Genomic DNA, 19581 nt, shown 5'->3' with positions numbered 1-19581 from the left:
ATTTTTATATAAATTAAAACCACTATTATATTTTTGTATTTTCATAAATATTAAAATTAAATTTTATGTTATTTTCTTTAGACATCATCGCCTTTTCTTTTTTTATAAGTTTCCAATTTTTATTATTATCTATATCAAAAAAATTCTTATCACTATTATATTTTTCATGTATTTTAGTAACATATGCATAATTACAATATGGCGCTAATAAACTATATATACTTTCTCCACCAATACAAAATATGTCATCACTATTATAGTTTTTTAAAGTTAAAAATAATTCTTCTAAAGAATTTACTATGAAAAAACCATCTGCTTTATAGCCCTTTTGTTTTGTAATCACTATATTCACCCTATCTTTTAATGGTTCCATATTAGGTAGTGATTCTCTAGTTTTTCTACCCATAACAACAACTTTCCCTATAGTCGTGTCTTTAAAAAATTTTAAATCTTCTCTTATATTTACGAGAAGATTTCCTTTACATCCTATTCCATAATTTTCATCTACAGCCACAATAATATTCATTATTTCCACCTCAAATTTCAGAATAAACAGTATTTTAATTATATATTTTAACATATATAAAATTTAATTAAAATCATAAAAATCATGCATAATGCATACCTTTAATATGTAAAAAACTATTTAATTATTTAAAAATATTTTTTAAGGAGATTTTAATATGTTCTATAAAAACAAAAATAATAAAATTTTAAAATCTACTATTATAGGAGTCATATTCATAATTATAGTAGGTTCTTTGCTTCACTTTACTTATAAGTTTTCTAACAACAGCCCAATTGTAGGTCTTTTTTCACCTATAAATGAAAGTGTTTGGGAACATCTAAAAATGGCAGTCTTTGCCTCTATATTTTATATTATTTTTGAATATAAATTTGTAAAAGATTATGCTAATAATTATTTTTTTGCTAAAGCAGTAGCCTCACTTTCAACTATGATTGTAATCCCACTCTTATTTTATATATACACTAGCTTCACGGGAAAATCTATTCTTTTTATAGATATTCTAATATATATAGTAGCTTGTGTATTATGGGGAATAATTAATTATAAGATTACTTCTAGCAAAGAAATTTATTCTAATATAAATGGTTTAGGAATTATATTACTCCTAATAATAATACTATCTTTCTTTATATTCACTATATCACCTTTAAATTTGCCTATTTTTAAAGAAAACCTAAGTAATCCTAATGGATTATTAATTATAAACAATTTAATTAATAATACAAATATTTAAGAATTAAAAAATCTCTATAAACAGTTTTTAAATTGTTTATAGAGATTTTTCATTTTTTTAAATGTACATACTTACATTCCTTTTAAGTTATATTTAGCAGGTGCTAGCTACTAAAATTTTGCAAAGGAAGAATTTAAAAGTTAAATTCAAAGAATATAAGTTGCACATGTTAATTGCTAAATTATGAAAAATTCAAAGTTTCTTTTTCTCTTATATAAGCTTCTCTTTCTGATTCCAAAAGCATACCAGCTTTCTTTATATAATAAAAACCAGTTACTGCTGAAATCAAATCACTTATAGGGAATGCTATCCAAGCACCACCTACTCCAATTAAATTAACTAATACTATAACTATTGGGATAAATAATATTAATTGTCTATATACAGAAAGTATTAAACTTGATCTTGCTTCTTCTATAGATTGATAGAAGTATATAGCTACATAATATAATCCTACTACTGGGAAAACTGCTATACACATTCTAAAAGCCTTTACTGCTTCATTTAATAAACTTTGATCTTGAAGAAAACTTCCTATTATAGGTCTTGTAAATATCATCATTAACGCCCACAATATAGTTGATGTAACAGAAACAGCATATATAGCCTTTTTAACTATTTCTTTTAATCTTTTGTAATTTTTAGCTCCATAATTATATGCTGCAATTGGTTGCATCGCAGAACTTATTCCTATAACCGTTATAAATAAGAACATTGATAATCTACTTACAACTCCAACAATTATTATTGCAGAATCACCACCATATACAGATACTAAATTATTTAATAGCACAGCTACTACAGCATCTGAAATCTCTACTATGAATGTTGAAAATCCAATAGCAACTATTGCTTTTGTTATGTTAAAATTAAATTCAAGTTTTAATTTAAGATCTAATGCTTTCTTTACTCTTGAAAATTTATATACCATAAATAAAAACGCTATTATTTGTGATATAACTGTAGAAATTGCCGCACCTTTAACTCCCATCGATAAACCGACTACAAATATATAGTCTATTATTGTATTACAGATAGCCCCTATAGATGTTGCAACCAACGTTATTTTAGTATTTCCTAGGGCTGTCATAATGTAACAAGCCACTACCGTTAAAGATTGGAATAACCCACCAATTAATACAATACTTATATAACTTTCAGCATATGGATATATAGCCTCACTGGCTCCTAATTTAGTTATTATATGCTCTTTAAATATGAATACCGCGATAGGTACAATAATAAGTAACATTATTGTTAATATAAATGCATTATTTATAGTTTGTTTTAATTTATCATAATCGTTTTCTCCCAAAGACCTTGCTACTGCTGTAGATGCTCCTATAGCTATCAGAAGTCCAATTGATATTAGTAACCTTTGAACTGGGAATGCTATGGTAAGGGCTCCTATTGCATTAGCACCAACATACCTTCCTACGTAAAACGTATCAACCATGTTATAAAGCTCTGATACAAACAAAGATATAATTGCTGGTACTGCGAACTTAAAAAGTATTTTTCCAACTTTTCCTTCAGCAAACATCCTGTTGTCAAATCCCATTTTATCCACCTCATATTTTTTTATATAATTCTCTATTTTAAATTCATCATTTTGTACTTTTTAATAAAAAATCATAAGTATTTTTTCCTATATTACTATTATATATGTACAAAACAATACCTGCACTCATTGATATGCTCTATAAAAAGTACATTCTTAAGGACTTTTGATTAAATTTTATTTAACAAAAAAGTACAAAAGCACATTAAAAAGGGTGCTTTTGTACTTTTCTTAGTAAAATTAATGTTGATCCATACCCATCTATCATAGGAGCTATATGAAATACATTAGTTTTCTTAGCATAATTAAATTTTATTTCAGGAAATGCTGATTTTCTTAAAAGTTCTATTTCATCTTCTTCAATTAAATTAGGTTTGCCTAAATTTAACCAATAATTAAATGCAGAGCCCTTTTTTTCTCCAATTTCATAAAAAGTCATTCTATAATCATAATATAAATTAGTTATATTTAAAAAGAATTTTTTCTCTTTTACATTTTTGCTACCTCTTTTTTTATTGAACTCCTTTATATCTGCTAATTTTTCTAATTCTTCACTATACGTATATAGTAATATTTGATACTCATCACCTCTAGAAGTAACTATATAGCCTTCTCCATAACATATTAATGTATCACCTAATAGACTTAGTAAATAATATGCATAATATGATGGTTTTTTTATACCAAAACCATTCATTATTCCTCTATCACCCATAAATAATTGACTATGAAAACTAGTTTCTTTTTGAATAACATCAACTACTTTCATAAAAACAGGTTCTTTTTTCATTACAATTTTATTTATTATATAAGGCAACATATAAGAAGTATCGTATATTGGATTTATATTTTTATTTTCAAAATATAGATTTTCTTCTAATTGCAAACTATATTGATTAGTAAATAAATCTATTATTTCTTCTTTTAACTTCTCTTCAATAGAGTTATGAATTTGAAATCTCCATTTTTTAAATTCATAATTTCCATACTCCTCTGTAAAAAATTTTATAAAAGCTTTCAACATATAAATCAAATTTTCATCTTCAAAATTTTCTTTTTCAATTACTATAAATGGCCTTAATTCTAAATCTAATATAAAATCCATAACTTGTTTAAGATACATAAAGTTTATAAATTCACTATTTTCAAATATTCCAAGATGTTTAGAAAATAATTTCGTAAGTTTTCCATATTGAAAAGTTATATTTTTTTGTATATCCGTTATATATTTTCTAAAACTTTCTTTTAATAAATCATGTCCATGACCTAAATATATGACTTCCTTATAAAAATGTTCAAAATCTCCTTGATTTTGTGACATATCAATATTCAATCTTATAATTTTCTCTTCATAGTTATATCTTTCATAATCCTCTAAGTAATCTGATATACTTTCTAAAGTTTCATTGTTTATCTCTAAAAATTCTATTTTTTTTATTTTTTCTAAGTCTTTCTCATCAATTTTATACTTTTTTCTATACTGCTTTGGTGTTAAATTATAATGCTTTTTAAAATGTTTATTATAATATCTACTATGTGAAAATCCTACTTCTTCAGATATATCCGAAATAGTCATATCTGTATCTAACAGCAATTTTAAAGATTCTTCAACTCTAACTAAATTTACAAAATCTTTAAAGCTAAGTCCCATAGTATTTTTAATTTCATGTGAAAGATAGTGAGTACTTAAAAATTCCTTTTGAGCTATATCTTGAAGACTTATTTTGTTATTATAATTATTATATATATATTTTGCTATCCTATGATATCTTTGAAGTTGTTCGTCATTATCCTTTATCTCTTCTTTTTCATACATAAGATAATGAAAATTGTTTATAAGATGATATATAAGTTCTATTAAATTCTCTTCTATAAACTCATCATAATCATCTTGTCTTTGAACTAATTCACAAAGTACCATAGACAAATATCTTCTAATTATATCGTACTTTTCTTCATTTTGTACTCCTTCATCTGATGAATTAACATAAAAGAATATGTTTTCCATATCATCATAAAACTTTTCAAAGAATTTTAAATCAATGTGAAACATTAAAACTTTATTGTCCTCATCTTCGCTAAATATCATGTGTGCTTCTTCTGAATTTATTATTTCAATTTCTTTTTCTTCAACTTCATATGTTTCGGATTCAATAGTTACATTTATTTTTCCTTTTAAGACAAATAAAATTTCTAAAGATTTATGCCAATGAATCGGGTATTCTCCAACATTAACTAAAGACACATCTACTGGAAGGTTATCTATATATGAAATATATTCAACTCTCATTTATTCTCCTTTTCTACTTAATAAAAATTGCTATAAATATATAATAATTATAGCAAAATTAATGAAAATGTGTCATTTAAATTTATAGTGAAAAATTTAAATCCATTTTTCTGAGTGAATTTTCTTTTCTTCATAATTATATTTTAAATTTTCTTTTTCATTTTCATAGCCTAAAGCAACTATAGCTACTGGCTTTATGTGATTAGGAACATTTAATAAGTCACAAGCAGTTTTCATTCTTTCTTCTTCTGGATAAATTGCTATCCACACTCCACCTAGTTCTAAAGCTTCAACTGCTAACAACATGTTTTCCATAGATGCTGCACAATCTTGAAGCCAATATGCTTCCTTCTTTTGCTTTTCTACATTTGCACAAACAACAATTGCTACTGCACAGTCTTCTAGCATTTGTGGAAGTTTATTCATTATTTCTTTATTTTTTACTACTATAAATTCTACACAATTAGTATTCATTGCTGATGGTGCTGCCATTCCACATTCCAAAATTTCTTTTATTTTCTCATCACAAACCAATTCACTAGTAAAACTTCTTACACTTTTCCTATTTTTAATAACTTCTAAAAAATTATTTGCCATAAAAATCATCCTTTCTTTGTATCTTTACTAATTAGTTTGCATAATGTTTTATTTTTAATACTGATTTGACCAAAATATATTTGTATTTTTATCCCCTTCCTAAATAACCCTAATTTTACTTTAAAAATATTTGAAATTTATTTTTGTTATTGGTATAATAATTTGATTTTAAAACACAGAATTTAATAATATAGTTATAATTGTAATTAATAGTATTTATATGGTGGTGATTTTACTTGGAAATTTTAGATAAATTAAAAATACTTAGTGATGCTGCTAAATATGATGTTTCTTGTTCTTCAAGTGGGAGTAAAAGAAAGAATATTAATAACGGACTTGGAAATTGTAATACAAATGGAATCTGTCATACGTTTACTCCTGACGGAAGATGTGTTTCACTTTTAAAAATTCTTTTAACTAATTATTGTATTTATGACTGTGCTTATTGTATAAATAGAATTAGTAATGACATTCCTAGAGCTTTTTTTACCCCTGATGAAGTAGTTGACTTAACTATAAATTTTTATAAAAGAAATTATATAGAAGGTTTGTTTTTAAGCTCTGCTATTATCCAAAATGTAAATTATACTATGGAATTATTATTAAAGGTCACTAAAACATTACGAATTACTCATAAATTTAATGGATACATTCATGTTAAAGCTATTCCTGGTGCTGATGAAAAATTAATTGAAGAAACAGGTTTATATGCTGATAGAATGAGCGTTAATATCGAGCTCCCATCTTCTAAAGGATTAAAGCTTTTAGCACCTCAAAAAAATAAAGATAGCATATTAAAACCTATGTCTCTTATAAAAAAACAAATAATTCATTCAAAAGAGAATAGCAAATTGTTTAAGAGTGCTCCCAAATTCGTTCCCGGTGGACAAAGTACACAACTTATTGTTGGTGCTACAAATGATAATGATTATGATATTCTAAAACTTTGTGAAAATTTATATAAAAGCTATGATTTAAAAAGAGTTTACTATTCTGCCTATGTGCCTGTTAATCAAACACCAAATCTTCCTGATATAAAAGAACCACCACTTATAAGAGAAAACAGGCTTTATCAAGCAGACTGGCTTTTGCGTTTTTATGGGTTTAAAGCCGATGAAATTCTTAATAAAGATAATCCTAATTTTCATGATAAGTTAGATCCAAAAACTTTCTATGCACTTAATAATCTTTATTTATTTCCTGTAGAGATAAATACTGCACCTTACGAATTACTTTTAAGGGTTCCCGGTATAGGTATAAAATCCGCTAAACGAATAATTTTAACAAGAAAAGTTGGATTTCTAAATTTTTATGACTTGAAAAAATTAGGAATTGTTTTAAAAAGAGCTCAATATTTTATAACTTGTAAAGGTAAATATTATGGTGATGTTGATATAGATAAAGACAAAATTGAAAATAGATTAATTTTAAAAGAAAAACAAATGATAAAACCCAATAATTATGAGCAACTTTCTTTGTTCTCAAATTTACCTAGTATACCTAATTCTGAAGATAAAATTAAAATAATAACTGGTCAAATTTAAAATAATTAAGAATCGGTAGGTGAAATGTTTATGAATATCTATACTTTTGATGGATCTTTTGAAGGATTTTTAACTTGTATTTATCATAGTTATTATAATGATATTAAACCTAATAACATCATAGCAACCAAAAATTGTATTCCAAATCTTATAGATAATTTTATAGATATAATTACTGACTTAGATAACTCTTCAAAAGTTTATACTGCAATGGAAAATATCTTTACTAATGAAACAATAAAGAATATTATGTACGTATTTCTTAGTGCCAATGAAGAAAAATATTGGATACTTCACAATTATATAAGATTAGCTTTTAAATTTAAAAAAGATGTAGATATGTATTTAAATAATGATATTATATTAAAAGTTTCTAAGATTTCTAGAACTGTAAAATTAGAAGCCCATCGTTTTACTGGCTTTGTACGTTTTAAAGATTTAGGTGACAATAAATTTTATGCTTCTATAGAGCCTGATAATAATATTTTAATTCTTATAGCATCACATTTTACTCATAGATTTAAAAACCAAAGTTTTATAATACATGATGTTAAAAGAGAATTAGCGCTCATATATAATGGTGAAAAATATTTTATAGATTTTTTTAGTAAAGCAAACTATCACTTAGCAACTAAAATTAATGATGAATTTTATGAAGATTTATGGAAAAGTTACTATACTTCTGCTTCTATACAAAGCAGGAAAAATCCAAACCTTCAACATAGACAAATGCCTAAAAGATATTGGAAATTTTTAATTGAAACAAGCTAAAATAATAGAGCTAAAATAATATTAGCTCTATTATTTTTTAGAAATATTCTCTTTTCTCAAAAATGTAATAGTGTCATCAAAACTCATTGGTTTTGCATAATAATATCCTTGAACTATATCACAGCAGTGCTTTTTTAAATAATTTATTTGTTCTTCTTTTTCTACCCCCTCAGCAATAACTAAAAGATTTAAACTATGTGCAAGTTTTATTAACCCTTCTATAATTCTTTCACTTTTTTCATTTACCCCTATGTCATCAATGAAACTTTTATCTATCTTTAAGCAATCTAAGTTTAATATTTTCAAATACTTTATAGGTGATAGACCAACTCCAAAATCATCTAGTGACATACTTATTCCATAATCATGAATGTTATCTAAAGTCGCTAAATTTTTTTCTAATGCGTTCATTATTAAACTTTCTGTTATTTCTAATTCTATATATTTAGGCGCTAAATCATATTTTTTTAATGTGTCTTTTAAAAATTCTGTTAGTAATTTATCTTCCAACTGTATTTTAGATAAATTCACAGATATTTTAAAATTATCATATCCATTCTCAAGAAGTTCTCTACACTTTTTACAAGCTTCCTCAAAAACAAATCTTCCAATGGGAATTATCAATTTAGTACTTTCAGCAACTGGTATAAATTTACTAGGTGGTATAACTCCTTTTTTTCCATGATTCCATCTTAACAATGCTTCCAATCCTATAGTTTTTTCATTTGCAATGTTTATTTTAGGTTGAAAAACCACATACATCTCATTTTTATTTATAGCTTTTACTAAGTCTTGTTCCATATTAAAAATTCTATTTACTTCATCACATTTATCTACTTCAAAAATGCTAAAAGTATTTTTTCCTATGCTTTTAGATTTAAACATAGCAATATCTGCTTTATAAATTAAATCACTGATTATTGCCCCATGATCTGGATAAATTGCTATACCAACATTTACACTAACAAAAAAATCTTTTTCATCTATTTTTAACGGGTATTTAAATAATTCAATTACTTTTTCTGCATTTTCTTTCACACTCATATATCCAGTGAAATCTTCATATAAAATAAAAAATTCATCTGCATTGTATCTAAATACTGTATCTTTTTTATTTACTCCATTTTTAATCTTCTTTCCTACAGCCTTTAATAATTTATTACCGAAATCATATCCTAATTTATCATTAATTTCCTTGAAATCATCAATATCTATAAGCATTAACGTCATTTTTTCTTTTATTTTTGTTGAATTTTCCATATCTTTTTTCATTAAAATTTCTCTTAAAAAAAATTTATTTGGAAGTTCTGTAATATCGTCAATATATCTTATTTGGGAATATTTTCTTTTTTCTTCTTTTTCTCTTGTTATATCCTTTACTGAAATATAAACTTTATCTTTATTACCTAAATTATCTAAATTAGCTTGTCCTCTAATTTCTATCCATTTTTCATTATTATTTCTATTTATTAACTTAAACTGATTGTAATAATATATCTCACTACTTTTTAAAAACTCCTCAAAAGATTTAATATATTTTAACGTATCATCTTTAGTAAAATATTCAGCACATTGATTCAAAGAATTTATTTTTTTGTGCAAATTTAATTCATCTAATACTGCATTAATTGATGGACTCATTTTAATTTTTTTATTTTTAGTGTCTATATTTATTACTCCATCAATTCCCCCACCTATGTATGGATAGGAACTTGCTTTGCTTTTGTCAAACCATAGGTTTTCATACTGTTTAAATTTATCTATATATTCTACTATTACCTTTTCATCATGTATATTTCTATAACTTATACCACTAGTAATTAATTTCCCTACTGTTCCATCAGCTCTTATTATTCTATATTCATTAGAAAATTTCTGTTTATCATCAGAAACAATATCATTTAAAATTTTATCAAAAGAATAATCTACATCATCAGGATGTATAAATTGTTTCCAAAACTCAATATCATCCTTTTTTTTATAATATTTTTTAATTCCTAAAATATCATATCCTATAAAGTTTATATTGAATTCTTCAGTGTTTGTATTCCATTCCCATAAAATCTCATCATAACTTTGTATAGTTTCTTCCGATTTCACTTTATAATCTTTCTTTATATTATCGTATTGCTTATTTAAGTAACAATTATAAGCCTTATTATAAAAAATCATATAATAACACCTCATATTTTTATACCACAATTTGTATTTTAAAATAGATTTTTTAGTTTTTATTCTACACCATCTTTTAAAATACCTTTGAAAAATTTAATTAATAAAATTATTCATTAAAAGTTTATTAATATACTAGAGTTTAAGTTTATTACTCTGTCAATAATATCTATATTAATTATTATTTTTAAAATGCATTAACTATACACTTAATATTAAATTTACAACTAATTAAATTAAAATATAGCTAAAATAATTTTATTCTCTAAAAAAACTTATCTTTTTTTTGCAAAAGACTTCTAAACTGACATTTCAACTTAAATATTATAAATTTTATATAATCAATAGTACATGATTTAAAATATATTGGGAGTTAATTTACTTTTATAAGTTAACTATAGGGAAACAAGCTCCAATTTAAATTTATTCAATAACTTTAAAATATTTTCACACAAGATACAGTGTTGAATTTTAAGTGATTCGGAGCATGTCTCACTATTTTAGGTATCCAAGTTTTGGAATGGATAATTTTAAAAGTCAACTTGGAACGCTATATAGGGAAACAAGCTCAAATTTAAATTTATTCAATAACTTTAAAATATTTTCATACAAAATGTAGTGTCGAATTCTAAGCGATTCAAAGCAGGTCTCACTATTTGGGGTATCCAAGTTTTGGAATGGATAATTTTAGAAGTCCACTTGGAACCCTATATTAATCTTCAAGCCATATCTATATTTTTTAATACTTGATCTTTTTGTTTTTAAAAAGTATCTCCCTTAATATATAATAGATATGTATTAAAACTTTATAATTTAATTATATTCCAAAATTATGAATTTAGAGAGGTATTTCTATGAAACACATTAAAAAAATTAAAAAAATAAAGAAAACTATTAAAAAGCTTAAAAATAAAGTTATTAAAAAGAAAACCATTAAAAAGAAAAAAATTATAAAGAAAAAATAATTAAATTTACACCACATTTTTATATAAAAAATAACTAGCCTATAACTGGCTAGTTATTTGTTTTATATTTACTACTATTAATTTAAGCTGTAGCTACTTTCTTTTTCAATTTCCATATCTGTCTTTTTTACACACATTATTGCAACTACAATACTAGCTAATTCTGATATTGGTATAGTTGCCCAAACTCCATTTATTCCAAAAACCTTTGGTAATACTAATAATGAAATCAGTACAAATATAATCCCTCTACACATTGAAACTAATGTAGATGATTTAGAACTTTCTATTGATTGAAAATATGAAACCATAGATATGTTTGATCCCATAAATAAAAATGCTATAAAATAGATACCAATTCCATTAACTGTTATAGATGTAAGCTTATCATTTCCTCTGCTAAATAGACTAACTATTAATTCTGGGAATAAAAATCCTATTCCATAAAATACTACGCCAAAAGAAAATGCTGTTATCACACCTAATTTCAAAGCTTTTTTAGCTCTATCATATTGTTGTGCTCCGTAATTTATACTTATTATTGGTTGAATAGCTTGAGCTATACCATTAAATATAGCTACACATATCAGAGATATATTTGCAATTATACTATATGAAGATACACCAATTGAACCTATTAAATTACCTATAACCATATTAAATGCAAATATTATTAATCCATTTGACATTTCCATTATAAAACTTGGAAAACCATTTTTAAATATTCTCTTTAAAATTTCTATATCTATTTTTAAATTATCACCAGTAATTCTTAATGTATTATTTCCTCTTATAAAATGAGTGCTTAAAAGTACTATTGTTACTACTGGAGACATTGTTGTTGCTATTGCTGCACCTTTCATTCCCCATCCTAAAATAAATATAAATATATAATCAAATATTACATTAGCCATATTTCCTGCAAGCATACTCCACATTGCAAGTTTAGGATTTTTATCATTACGAACAAAAATCGCCAAAGTATTAGCCATTAAAAATCCCCAACTAAACCAAACAATTACCCCTAGATAACTTTTTACCATTGAAAAAATTTCTTCAGTTGCACCTAAGCCATAACATAGTTTATTTATAAATACTACGGAAAAAATAGTTATTATTAATCCTATTAAAATATTAATCAATATAGATGTAGTGAATATTTTATTTACTCTATCATATTCTTTTTTTCCCATGGATACTGAAACTGCTGTTGCTCCACCTATTCCTAATAATAAAGCTACTGATGAAAAAACATTAAATATAGGTATTACTATATTTAATGCAGCAAGACCATTGCTTCCTACCCCTCTTCCTACAAATATTGTATCGAATAAAATATTTAAAGATAAACCTATCATTCCTGCGATGCTTGGTATTAAATATTTTATAAATGTTTTCTTTACATCATCTTTTAATAAATCTACTCTTTTCCCCATAACAATTCCTCCTCTAATTAAATTAAATATATCTAAAAGTGTATCTAAAATTACTTTAGAACACTTTATTTATGCGCCAAGAGGTATTGTAAAGGTTATAGCGGCTATAATGTCAAGATGTTTTTTTTGAAAGAAATATAAGCTTTTCTTTTATTCTTTTGTCACATAATTATCCCTATTCTGAATTTAATGTTTTTATAAAAAAAGCTAAAAGTAATTAAACAAACTTACTTTTAGCTTTTTTTTAAATATTATTAAATTCAACTGGTATTTGCATCTCTTTTATGTATTCATCACTATAATCTGAAAAAGTTATATCTATTATCGTTATCATTACTCCATCACCACTTACGCTGTAATTATTATCTTTTATGAATCTCATTAACTTATTAAAATACTTCTTCTCATCATCACCAGTATACGTAATAGTAGCATATATTCCTTTCTTTAAAACTTTAATATAGTCTTCTTTGATATTAGCATTTTCAACTAATAACCCTACTGCATCTAAATACTTATAATTTCCATTTAATATGTTTTCTTTAGATATTATGGAGCAAATTCTACTATTAAAAATATAATTGTCATATTTAACTTTTTTGTATAATTCTTTCAGTCCGTATTCAAAATTCACACTATTTCCACCGTTTTTCAAATTGTATGACACAACTTTTCTTGATTCCATTTCTCTAAAAGAACATATGTATAAATTATTATTATCTCTATAATATTCAACTATATTAATTTTTTCTCTAACATTTTTTAAATGTTTATTTAAAATATTTATTTCTTTTTTTAAAATTTTTTCATGTTCCTTTAACAAATCTACCATTTTATTTAAATCTCTGTCATGAAAATATGCTTTAATCTCATCTAGAGAAACTCCTAATTTTTTAAAAAACAATATAGAATCTAACATTGGAAATTGTTCTACATCATAATATCTATATTGATTCTCTTCATCTATGTGTTGTGGCTTAAAAAGTCCTATTTTATCATAATATCTAAGCGTTTGAGTTGATACATTATGTAATTTTGCCATTTCTCCAATTAAAATTTTATTTTTCATTAAAAATTCACCCTTATACCTTTTGCTTTTGTTAAGTTTATATCTAATTTTAAATCTTAGACTTTATATATATAATAATCTCTTCAAATTCAGATACTTTAAACATTTTTAATAATAAACTATAAATAATTATACCTATTACAATAGATACACCTATTGCTACTAGCATATTAATCTTATATATCAAATCATAAGAAAGTTTAACTATAGCTCCCATCACTAATGAAGCAATAAATATTTTTAACGTCGGTTTAAATATAGGTTTAGTCTCTATATTTTTTATTTTTTGTTTTACACTTCCAAATAACAATATAGTAGCTACTATTGCAGCTAATGAAGTTGATAACGCTAGTCCTTTTAACCCTAGTTTTTCTATGAATAATAAACTTAGTATTATGTTTATTATTACAGCAATTATTCCATTTATTGTAGATTTTTTTGTATCTTGAGCTGCATATAATGATTTATTAAATATATCTCTAAGCCCAAAAAAAGGTATACCAATTGCATAATAAGCAAGTGCAGAAGCAGTCATTTCTACGCTTCTATCATCGAATATTCCATGTTTAAATATTACAGTTATAATAGGTGTACTAAGTACTATTAATCCTATTGTACATGGAAATAATATCATATTCATATTATTTATACCCTTTTCCATATAAAATTTGAATTTCGCTCCATCATCTTCACTTATAGCCATAGACATAGTTGGAAAAATAACAGTTATTATAGCCACTGCAAAAGTAGCATAAATAACATCGGATACTCTTTGACCATAAACCAATGCAGATATTCCTCCATTAGCTATGCCTGATGCTAATGTTTGATCCACTAGTTTATTTATTTGATTCGCAGATGCTCCAATTATTACTGGCAAAATCAACATTAGCATTTTTTTTATTCGTTTATCTCTTAAATTTAATATAGGTTTAAACCTAAATCCATGTTTATATAAAAATGGAATTTGAGCTAACGCCCTAAGTGCAGCTCCAATAACTGTTGCAATTGTTAACCCATATACACCACCATTTGCACCAAATAATATGTAAACTATAACCGGAATATTGAATATAAGTCCAACAACTGTTGGTCCTAAAAAATCATCCATAGTTTGAAGTATAGCGGTATACCCTGAATGCATAATCAAAAACACTAAAGTTACAACACTAATTCTAGTAAGATTTACAGCTAAGTTAAAAGTTTTACTATCTGCATTTAACGCCATAATTTTTACAATCGCCGGAGAAAATATAACGCCTAAAATAATTAGTATTATTCCTAATACCGTTGTTATATTCATAATATTATTTGCAAAATCAAACATTTCTTCTTTACCTTTTTTATTTAAGGTATCACTCAGTATTGGAATAAATGTTGTTGTAATAGCTAATGCAATCATAATAAATAAAAAGTCCGATACATTCATAGCTATATTATAAGCATCTGTCTGATAGGTAGTTCCAAAAGCACTTCCCACTAATGCATCTCTTAAGAATCCTATAGCTTTATTTATAAGTGTCATAATCATAATGACCGTAGCAGCTTTTGCTAATCTTTTTTTCATAATTTCCTCCAAATGCTTTTCTTATCACTTCCATAATATTATACACTATAGACAAACTTTTCTTCTACTATACCCTAGGGAAACAAACTTGAATTTTAATTTACACAAAAGAGGGGTTGTATCAAAATCAAGTTTAAAAAACTTCATTTTGGTACACCCCCGTCTATTTCCACTATATATTTAAATGTTTCTAAATCCACTAATCACTATGTTTATTTAAATTTTATAAAACTAGTAGATAATTATAAACTATACAAATTTGAGCAATAACATAAGTTATCCAAACCCAAATGGATTGATTTTTAAGACCTATCTCCTTTATTTCTGATAAAGATATTATAAAATCCGAAATCATAAATATAGTTGCCCCTATAGTTAAAATAATAAATTCCCCTTTAGATTCTATTGCTAAATTTAATGATAAAAACATCATAGTTGATATAAGAATTGAGTAAATTAAGCTAATAAAATTAAATTTTTTAGTTCTTGTATTGTTATAAACAAACTTTTTCCATACACCTAAAATTACTATATAACCTATAATGAAAATTAAAATCAGTCCACCAAATTCATATTGAAAAATCTTAGTAATTTCTATATAACTTAATATATAAAGTATATGTGCTAGTGAAAAAAACGTCATACCTAACATTAACCTATCTTTTGATTTTATAAGCTTTGCCATTGCCATATCCCCAATTGCTGAAAAAGTCATTCCTAAAAATATGAACATTAAATATGTTTTTAAATTTTCATTGTTATTTGTTTCCCAAAAAATGAAAGCCACTATTATCATTGAAAAACTAAATAACATTTTTATGAAAGTATGAAGTTCACCATTGGTTTTTCCTTCTTTTTTGCATCTAATCGTTACATAAACACTATCTAAAATTATAACTATAAACTGCAATATTGGAATTAATAAAAATATCCGTTTTGCTACCAACACAAAATTCACCTCCATTTATTTTAACTACTCTATAGGGGTTTGAACTAGGCTTTAAAGTTATTCATTTATCAAATGAGAAAGTTTTAATTAATATTTTCCCAATAACTAACAGATTGTTTTAGTTAAAAGTTAAGAGTGACTAGTGAACAGTTGTAGTTATTTTTCTCAACTGATAACAAAAATTTCATGTGTAAATTTAATTTCAAGATTGTATCCCTCTATAGGGTTCCAAGTTAAATCTTAAACTTATTCATTTATCAAATGAGAAAACTCAAATTAATATTTTTTTTAATAACTAAAAGATTATTTTAGTTAAAAGTTAATAGTGAATAGTGAATAGTGAACAGTTTTGGTTATTACTACTCACTTCGTTCCTAGTAATTTTCAACGTATCTTTTTATAAATTTGTAAAGCAAATTATATTGATAGATTTTTTAAAATCATTTTCAGAAAGTGGTTGCCACTTTCATCCTAAATTCATAATTCATAATTCTTAAGTAAATATATTTGCACTTATTTTTCTCAACTGATAACAAAAATTTGATGAATAAATTTAAATGGCAGCTTGTTTTCCTATATAGGGTTCCAAGTTGACTCTTAAAGTTATCCATTTTTAAACTTGGATACCTAAAATAGTGAGGCATGTTCCGAATCACTTAGAATTCAATGCTATATTTCATATGAAGCATTTTTAAATCATTGAATAAATTTAAATTGGAGCTTGTTTACCTATACTTATAAATAAATTACTTTAATATATAAACCAATTTAATTATAATCCTGTCTCTGTCTCTTCTTCTATAACTTCTTCTTCTCTCAATTGATTAGTCATCTTACCTATAGTAAAAAAAGTAATAAATTCTTTCCATGTTATAGGTAATATTATTGCATATGCTACTGGATATATATCATTTTTATTTTTTACATATGCAATATTAACAAAAAACTTTATACTTTTAAAATAAATATCATCTTCTTGTTCAATTGTTTCAGCATCTACCTCTAATTCTCCTAAATCCTCTAACCCTTCAAAATTTCCATTTTTATATTTATTAACCCAATATAAAAGTATTATAAAAAAATATTCTATAGTTATACCAAACTGAATATCAATAGCTACATTTCTTATAGGCGCAACGAAAATAGCTTGTATAGATGATAATAATTGTTCTTCCTCACTACCTAAAGCATTTTGCAATTGTCTACTTGGAATATTTCTTATTCTGCCTGTTCCCATTTTAAATTCCTTTTGTGTTATATTTTATTTTATTTCTTATTAATATACTATTTCAAGCTTAATAATTTTATGAATTCTTTAATGCTTCAATAAGGATAAATTTTAATTATTTACTTAATACTATACTTAAAAGCTACTTTAAAATCATTATTAAAATTAATTTATGAAAGGAGAGTTATAATGAATAAAATACATCTCAATATTTCCGGCATGGCAAATTCAGAGAGTAAAACTAAAATTAAAAATTCATTAACTAAAATAGAGGGGATTCAACAAATAGCAGTTGATCTTGCAAGAGGATCTGTGGAAGTTGAATATAATTCACCTGCTACTGAAAATGAAATAAAAACTTGTATTGAAAATACAGGCTACTCAATAAAATAATTGGATAAAAATAGGCAGTAATTTAAAAAATTACTGCCTACTTTTATTATTTTCTATTTTAAAACATATTTTTAATGCTTATAAATATTAATTGTTCAACTCTGTGATTCTACCTTTTTCACACTTATTTTTTTACTTTTCAAACTTTCACTTTCTCCTTCGACTGCATATAACTCCTTTGTAAAGGCTACAATTACAATCAGCATTATAATACCAAAAGGCAATGCCATAACTATTGATGCACTTTGTACCATAGCAAGCCCTCCAGCAAAAAGTAGTACTATAGTTATTCCAGCTTGCATCATTCCTAATACTATTTTTTTAGAATTTTTAACTTCTGTATTTCCATTTGATGTTATCATTCCCAAAACGTAAGTTGCAGAATCTGCACTAGTTATGAAAAATGTAAACAGTAAAATTACAGCAATTATAGACATTACCCAACCTAATGGATATGTTTCAAGAATCATAAATAAGGCAGTTTCAACTTTTTTTATAGCAACTGTTCCAACATTTAACGGTGCATTAATACCTAAAGTTCCAAATACATTCATCCAAATAATACAAAAACCAGCTGGAACAAACAATACTCCTCTTATAAATTCTTTTATAGTTCTACCTTTAGAAACTCTAGCTATAAATATTGCTACTGATGGAGCCCATGCAATCCACCATCCCCAATAAAATATAGTCCATTTCCCATACCATTCACCTTTTACAAAGATATTATTGTTAGTAGTAACAAGTTCTACCGCATACCCTTTTAATCCTAAGATTAAATTATTGAACATATCACTAAATGGTCCTATAATAATTGCCATAACTAAAAATATCCCTGCCAAAATCATATTGGTATTAGATAATATTTTTATCCCTTTGTTTACACCTGTACAAGCAGATATTAAAAATAACACTGTTATTATTGATATTATTATTATCTTTACAACATTGTTATCTGGTACTCCAAATAAATAATTTAGCCCACTGTTTACTTGAAGAGTCCCCATTCCAAGAGATGTAACTATTCCTGCCATCGTTGCTAATACAGTAAATATATCAACAATTTTTCCTAACATTCCATTAGCTCTTTCCTCACCTATTAAAGGTATTAATAAACTACTAATAAGTATGGGTTTTTTTCTTCTAAAATGCATATATGCTAGTGCTAATGCTAAAACTGAATAACATGCCCATGCGGATATTCCCATATGAAGAAATGATTTGGTAAAAGCAAATTCCTTTGCCTCTGGTGTTGCCCCTTGAAGGTTTAACGGTTTAATATAATGTGTTAATGGTTCTGCTACGCCCCAAAAAACTAGTCCTATTCCAATTCCTGCACTAAAAAGCATACAAAACCAAGTTAAATTTGAAAATTCTGGTTTTGAATCATCGTCCCCAAGCTTTACATTCTTAAATTTGCTAAATGCTATCCATATACAAAATAAAAAGAATATAAGCATAAGACCACAATAGACCCATGAAAATTTATCTATTATTATTGAATATACTAAATTTACTCCATTTTCTAAACTAGTTCTAAAAAACACTCCACAAATTACTACCAATATAGCAAATACTATAGAACTAATATAGACTATATTATCTTTCAAAAATTTTTTATTAATATTCTTCTCTTTTTTATAAATCATAAAATTTATCTACCCCCTAAGTGAAATCTTATCCTTTTTATAAAGTTGTCAGTTTTGAGAATAAAAAAGTAACTTAATTTCAATATATTAAGTTACTTACTTTTTTGTTCTGACACATTTATATTAAC

The 19581-nt window shown here is 25.2% G+C and carries 15 protein-coding genes; 4 read left to right on the top strand and 11 right to left on the bottom strand.

Annotated elements, in window-relative coordinates; genetic code table 11:
• Positions 1 to 25 precede the first annotated feature (25 nt).
• Positions 26 to 526, bottom strand: coding sequence for a dihydrofolate reductase (locus tag AZI32_RS08495; protein WP_061995431.1), 501 nt, complete (start codon positions 524 to 526; stop codon positions 26 to 28).
• Between the two features lie 157 nt (positions 527 to 683).
• Between AZI32_RS08495 and AZI32_RS08490 the strand changes: the two genes are divergently transcribed.
• Complete coding sequence (locus AZI32_RS08490) at positions 684 to 1262, top strand: DUF6512 family protein (protein WP_061995430.1); 579 nt, start codon at positions 684 to 686, stop codon at positions 1260 to 1262.
• Positions 1263 to 1443: 181 nt separating this feature from the next.
• On the opposite strand, the gene AZI32_RS08485 is transcribed toward AZI32_RS08490, so the two are convergent.
• From AZI32_RS08485 to AZI32_RS08475, 3 genes are all read right to left on the bottom strand, one after another.
• Positions 1444 to 2823 carry an MATE family efflux transporter gene (locus AZI32_RS08485; RefSeq protein ID WP_061995429.1) on the bottom strand — a complete coding sequence of 460 codons (1380 nt, stop codon included), beginning with the start codon at positions 2821 to 2823 and terminating at the stop codon, positions 1444 to 1446.
• A gap of 205 nt (positions 2824 to 3028) precedes the next feature.
• The gene (locus tag AZI32_RS08480) at positions 3029 to 5113 is read right to left on the bottom strand and encodes a helix-turn-helix domain-containing protein (RefSeq protein WP_061995428.1); all 2085 of its coding nucleotides are present in this window, start codon (positions 5111 to 5113) and stop codon (positions 3029 to 3031) included.
• Between the two features lie 96 nt (positions 5114 to 5209).
• Complete coding sequence (locus AZI32_RS08475) at positions 5210 to 5710, bottom strand: nitroreductase family protein (RefSeq protein ID WP_061995427.1); 501 nt, start codon at positions 5708 to 5710, stop codon at positions 5210 to 5212.
• A 236-nt stretch (positions 5711 to 5946) separates the two neighbouring features.
• Here AZI32_RS08475 and AZI32_RS08470 point away from each other — a divergent pair, with 236 nt between their 5' ends.
• Together AZI32_RS08470 and AZI32_RS08465 are read left to right on the top strand one after the other, a co-directional pair.
• Positions 5947 to 7254, top strand: coding sequence for a putative DNA modification/repair radical SAM protein (locus AZI32_RS08470; RefSeq protein ID WP_061995426.1), 1308 nt, complete (start codon positions 5947 to 5949; stop codon positions 7252 to 7254).
• A gap of 30 nt (positions 7255 to 7284) precedes the next feature.
• On the top strand, positions 7285 to 8025 hold the full coding sequence (locus AZI32_RS08465; protein WP_061995425.1) for a TIGR03915 family putative DNA repair protein: 741 nt from the start codon (positions 7285 to 7287) through the stop codon (positions 8023 to 8025).
• A 30-nt stretch (positions 8026 to 8055) separates the two neighbouring features.
• On the opposite strand, the gene AZI32_RS08460 is transcribed toward AZI32_RS08465, so the two are convergent.
• The 6 genes from AZI32_RS08460 to AZI32_RS08435 all read right to left on the bottom strand — a co-directional run bounded on the left by AZI32_RS08460 (position 8056) and on the right by AZI32_RS08435 (position 17420).
• Positions 8056 to 10197, bottom strand: coding sequence for a GGDEF domain-containing phosphodiesterase (locus AZI32_RS08460; RefSeq protein WP_061995424.1), 2142 nt, complete (start codon positions 10195 to 10197; stop codon positions 8056 to 8058).
• A gap of 1042 nt (positions 10198 to 11239) precedes the next feature.
• Positions 11240 to 12598: an MATE family efflux transporter gene (locus AZI32_RS08455; RefSeq protein ID WP_061995423.1), complete on the bottom strand. Its 1359-nt coding sequence runs from the start codon at positions 12596 to 12598 to the stop codon at positions 11240 to 11242.
• Positions 12599 to 12842: 244 nt separating this feature from the next.
• The gene (locus tag AZI32_RS08450) at positions 12843 to 13667 is read right to left on the bottom strand and encodes a MerR family transcriptional regulator (RefSeq protein ID WP_061995422.1); all 825 of its coding nucleotides are present in this window, start codon (positions 13665 to 13667) and stop codon (positions 12843 to 12845) included.
• A gap of 49 nt (positions 13668 to 13716) precedes the next feature.
• Positions 13717 to 15234 (bottom strand): murein biosynthesis integral membrane protein MurJ, encoded by a 1518-nt coding sequence (murJ, locus tag AZI32_RS08445; protein ID WP_061995421.1) that lies wholly within the window; start codon positions 15232 to 15234, stop codon positions 13717 to 13719.
• Positions 15235 to 15457: 223 nt separating this feature from the next.
• Entirely contained in the window at positions 15458 to 16183 is a 726-nt protein-coding gene (locus tag AZI32_RS08440) for a lysoplasmalogenase (protein WP_010294520.1), read from the bottom strand.
• 772 nt (positions 16184 to 16955) lie between these two features.
• Positions 16956 to 17420, bottom strand: coding sequence for a hypothetical protein (locus AZI32_RS08435; RefSeq protein WP_061995420.1), 465 nt, complete (start codon positions 17418 to 17420; stop codon positions 16956 to 16958).
• 180 nt (positions 17421 to 17600) lie between these two features.
• On the opposite strand from AZI32_RS08435, the gene AZI32_RS08430 reads away from it, so the two are divergent.
• Positions 17601 to 17804, top strand: a complete 204-nt coding sequence (locus AZI32_RS08430; protein ID WP_061995419.1) for a heavy metal-associated domain-containing protein — start codon at positions 17601 to 17603, stop codon at positions 17802 to 17804.
• Positions 17805 to 17899: 95 nt separating this feature from the next.
• On the opposite strand, the gene AZI32_RS08425 is transcribed toward AZI32_RS08430, so the two are convergent.
• Positions 17900 to 19453, bottom strand: a complete 1554-nt coding sequence (locus AZI32_RS08425; protein WP_082761188.1) for a BCCT family transporter — start codon at positions 19451 to 19453, stop codon at positions 17900 to 17902.
• Between the last annotated feature and the right edge of the window lie 128 nt (positions 19454 to 19581).

Source organism: Clostridium sp. ATCC 25772 (assembly GCF_001573875.1).
GTDB lineage: Bacteria > Bacillota > Clostridia > Clostridiales > Clostridiaceae > Clostridium_J > Clostridium_J senegalense.
The sequence above is the reverse complement of the archived record's forward strand: the minus strand, read 5'-3'. Positions and strand labels throughout refer to the sequence as shown.

Coding starts and splice junctions, on each gene's coding strand:
- AZI32_RS08495 (WP_061995431.1), bottom strand. CDS start 526: ATGAATATTATTGTGGCTGTAGATGAAAATTATGGAATAGGATGTAAA.
- AZI32_RS08490 (WP_061995430.1), top strand. CDS start 684: ATGTTCTATAAAAACAAAAATAATAAAATTTTAAAATCTACTATTATA.
- AZI32_RS08485 (WP_061995429.1), bottom strand. CDS start 2,823: ATGGGATTTGACAACAGGATGTTTGCTGAAGGAAAAGTTGGAAAAATA.
- AZI32_RS08480 (WP_061995428.1), bottom strand. CDS start 5,113: ATGAGAGTTGAATATATTTCATATATAGATAACCTTCCAGTAGATGTG.
- AZI32_RS08475 (WP_061995427.1), bottom strand. CDS start 5,710: ATGGCAAATAATTTTTTAGAAGTTATTAAAAATAGGAAAAGTGTAAGA.
- AZI32_RS08465 (WP_061995425.1), top strand. CDS start 7,285: ATGAATATCTATACTTTTGATGGATCTTTTGAAGGATTTTTAACTTGT.
- AZI32_RS08460 (WP_061995424.1), bottom strand. CDS start 10,197: ATGATTTTTTATAATAAGGCTTATAATTGTTACTTAAATAAGCAATAC.
- AZI32_RS08455 (WP_061995423.1), bottom strand. CDS start 12,598: ATGGGGAAAAGAGTAGATTTATTAAAAGATGATGTAAAGAAAACATTT.
- AZI32_RS08450 (WP_061995422.1), bottom strand. CDS start 13,667: ATGAAAAATAAAATTTTAATTGGAGAAATGGCAAAATTACATAATGTA.
- murJ (WP_061995421.1), bottom strand. CDS start 15,234: ATGAAAAAAAGATTAGCAAAAGCTGCTACGGTCATTATGATTATGACA.
- AZI32_RS08435 (WP_061995420.1), bottom strand. CDS start 17,420: ATGGGAACAGGCAGAATAAGAAATATTCCAAGTAGACAATTGCAAAAT.
- AZI32_RS08430 (WP_061995419.1), top strand. CDS start 17,601: ATGAATAAAATACATCTCAATATTTCCGGCATGGCAAATTCAGAGAGT.
- AZI32_RS08425 (WP_082761188.1), bottom strand. CDS start 19,453: ATGATTTATAAAAAAGAGAAGAATATTAATAAAAAATTTTTGAAAGAT.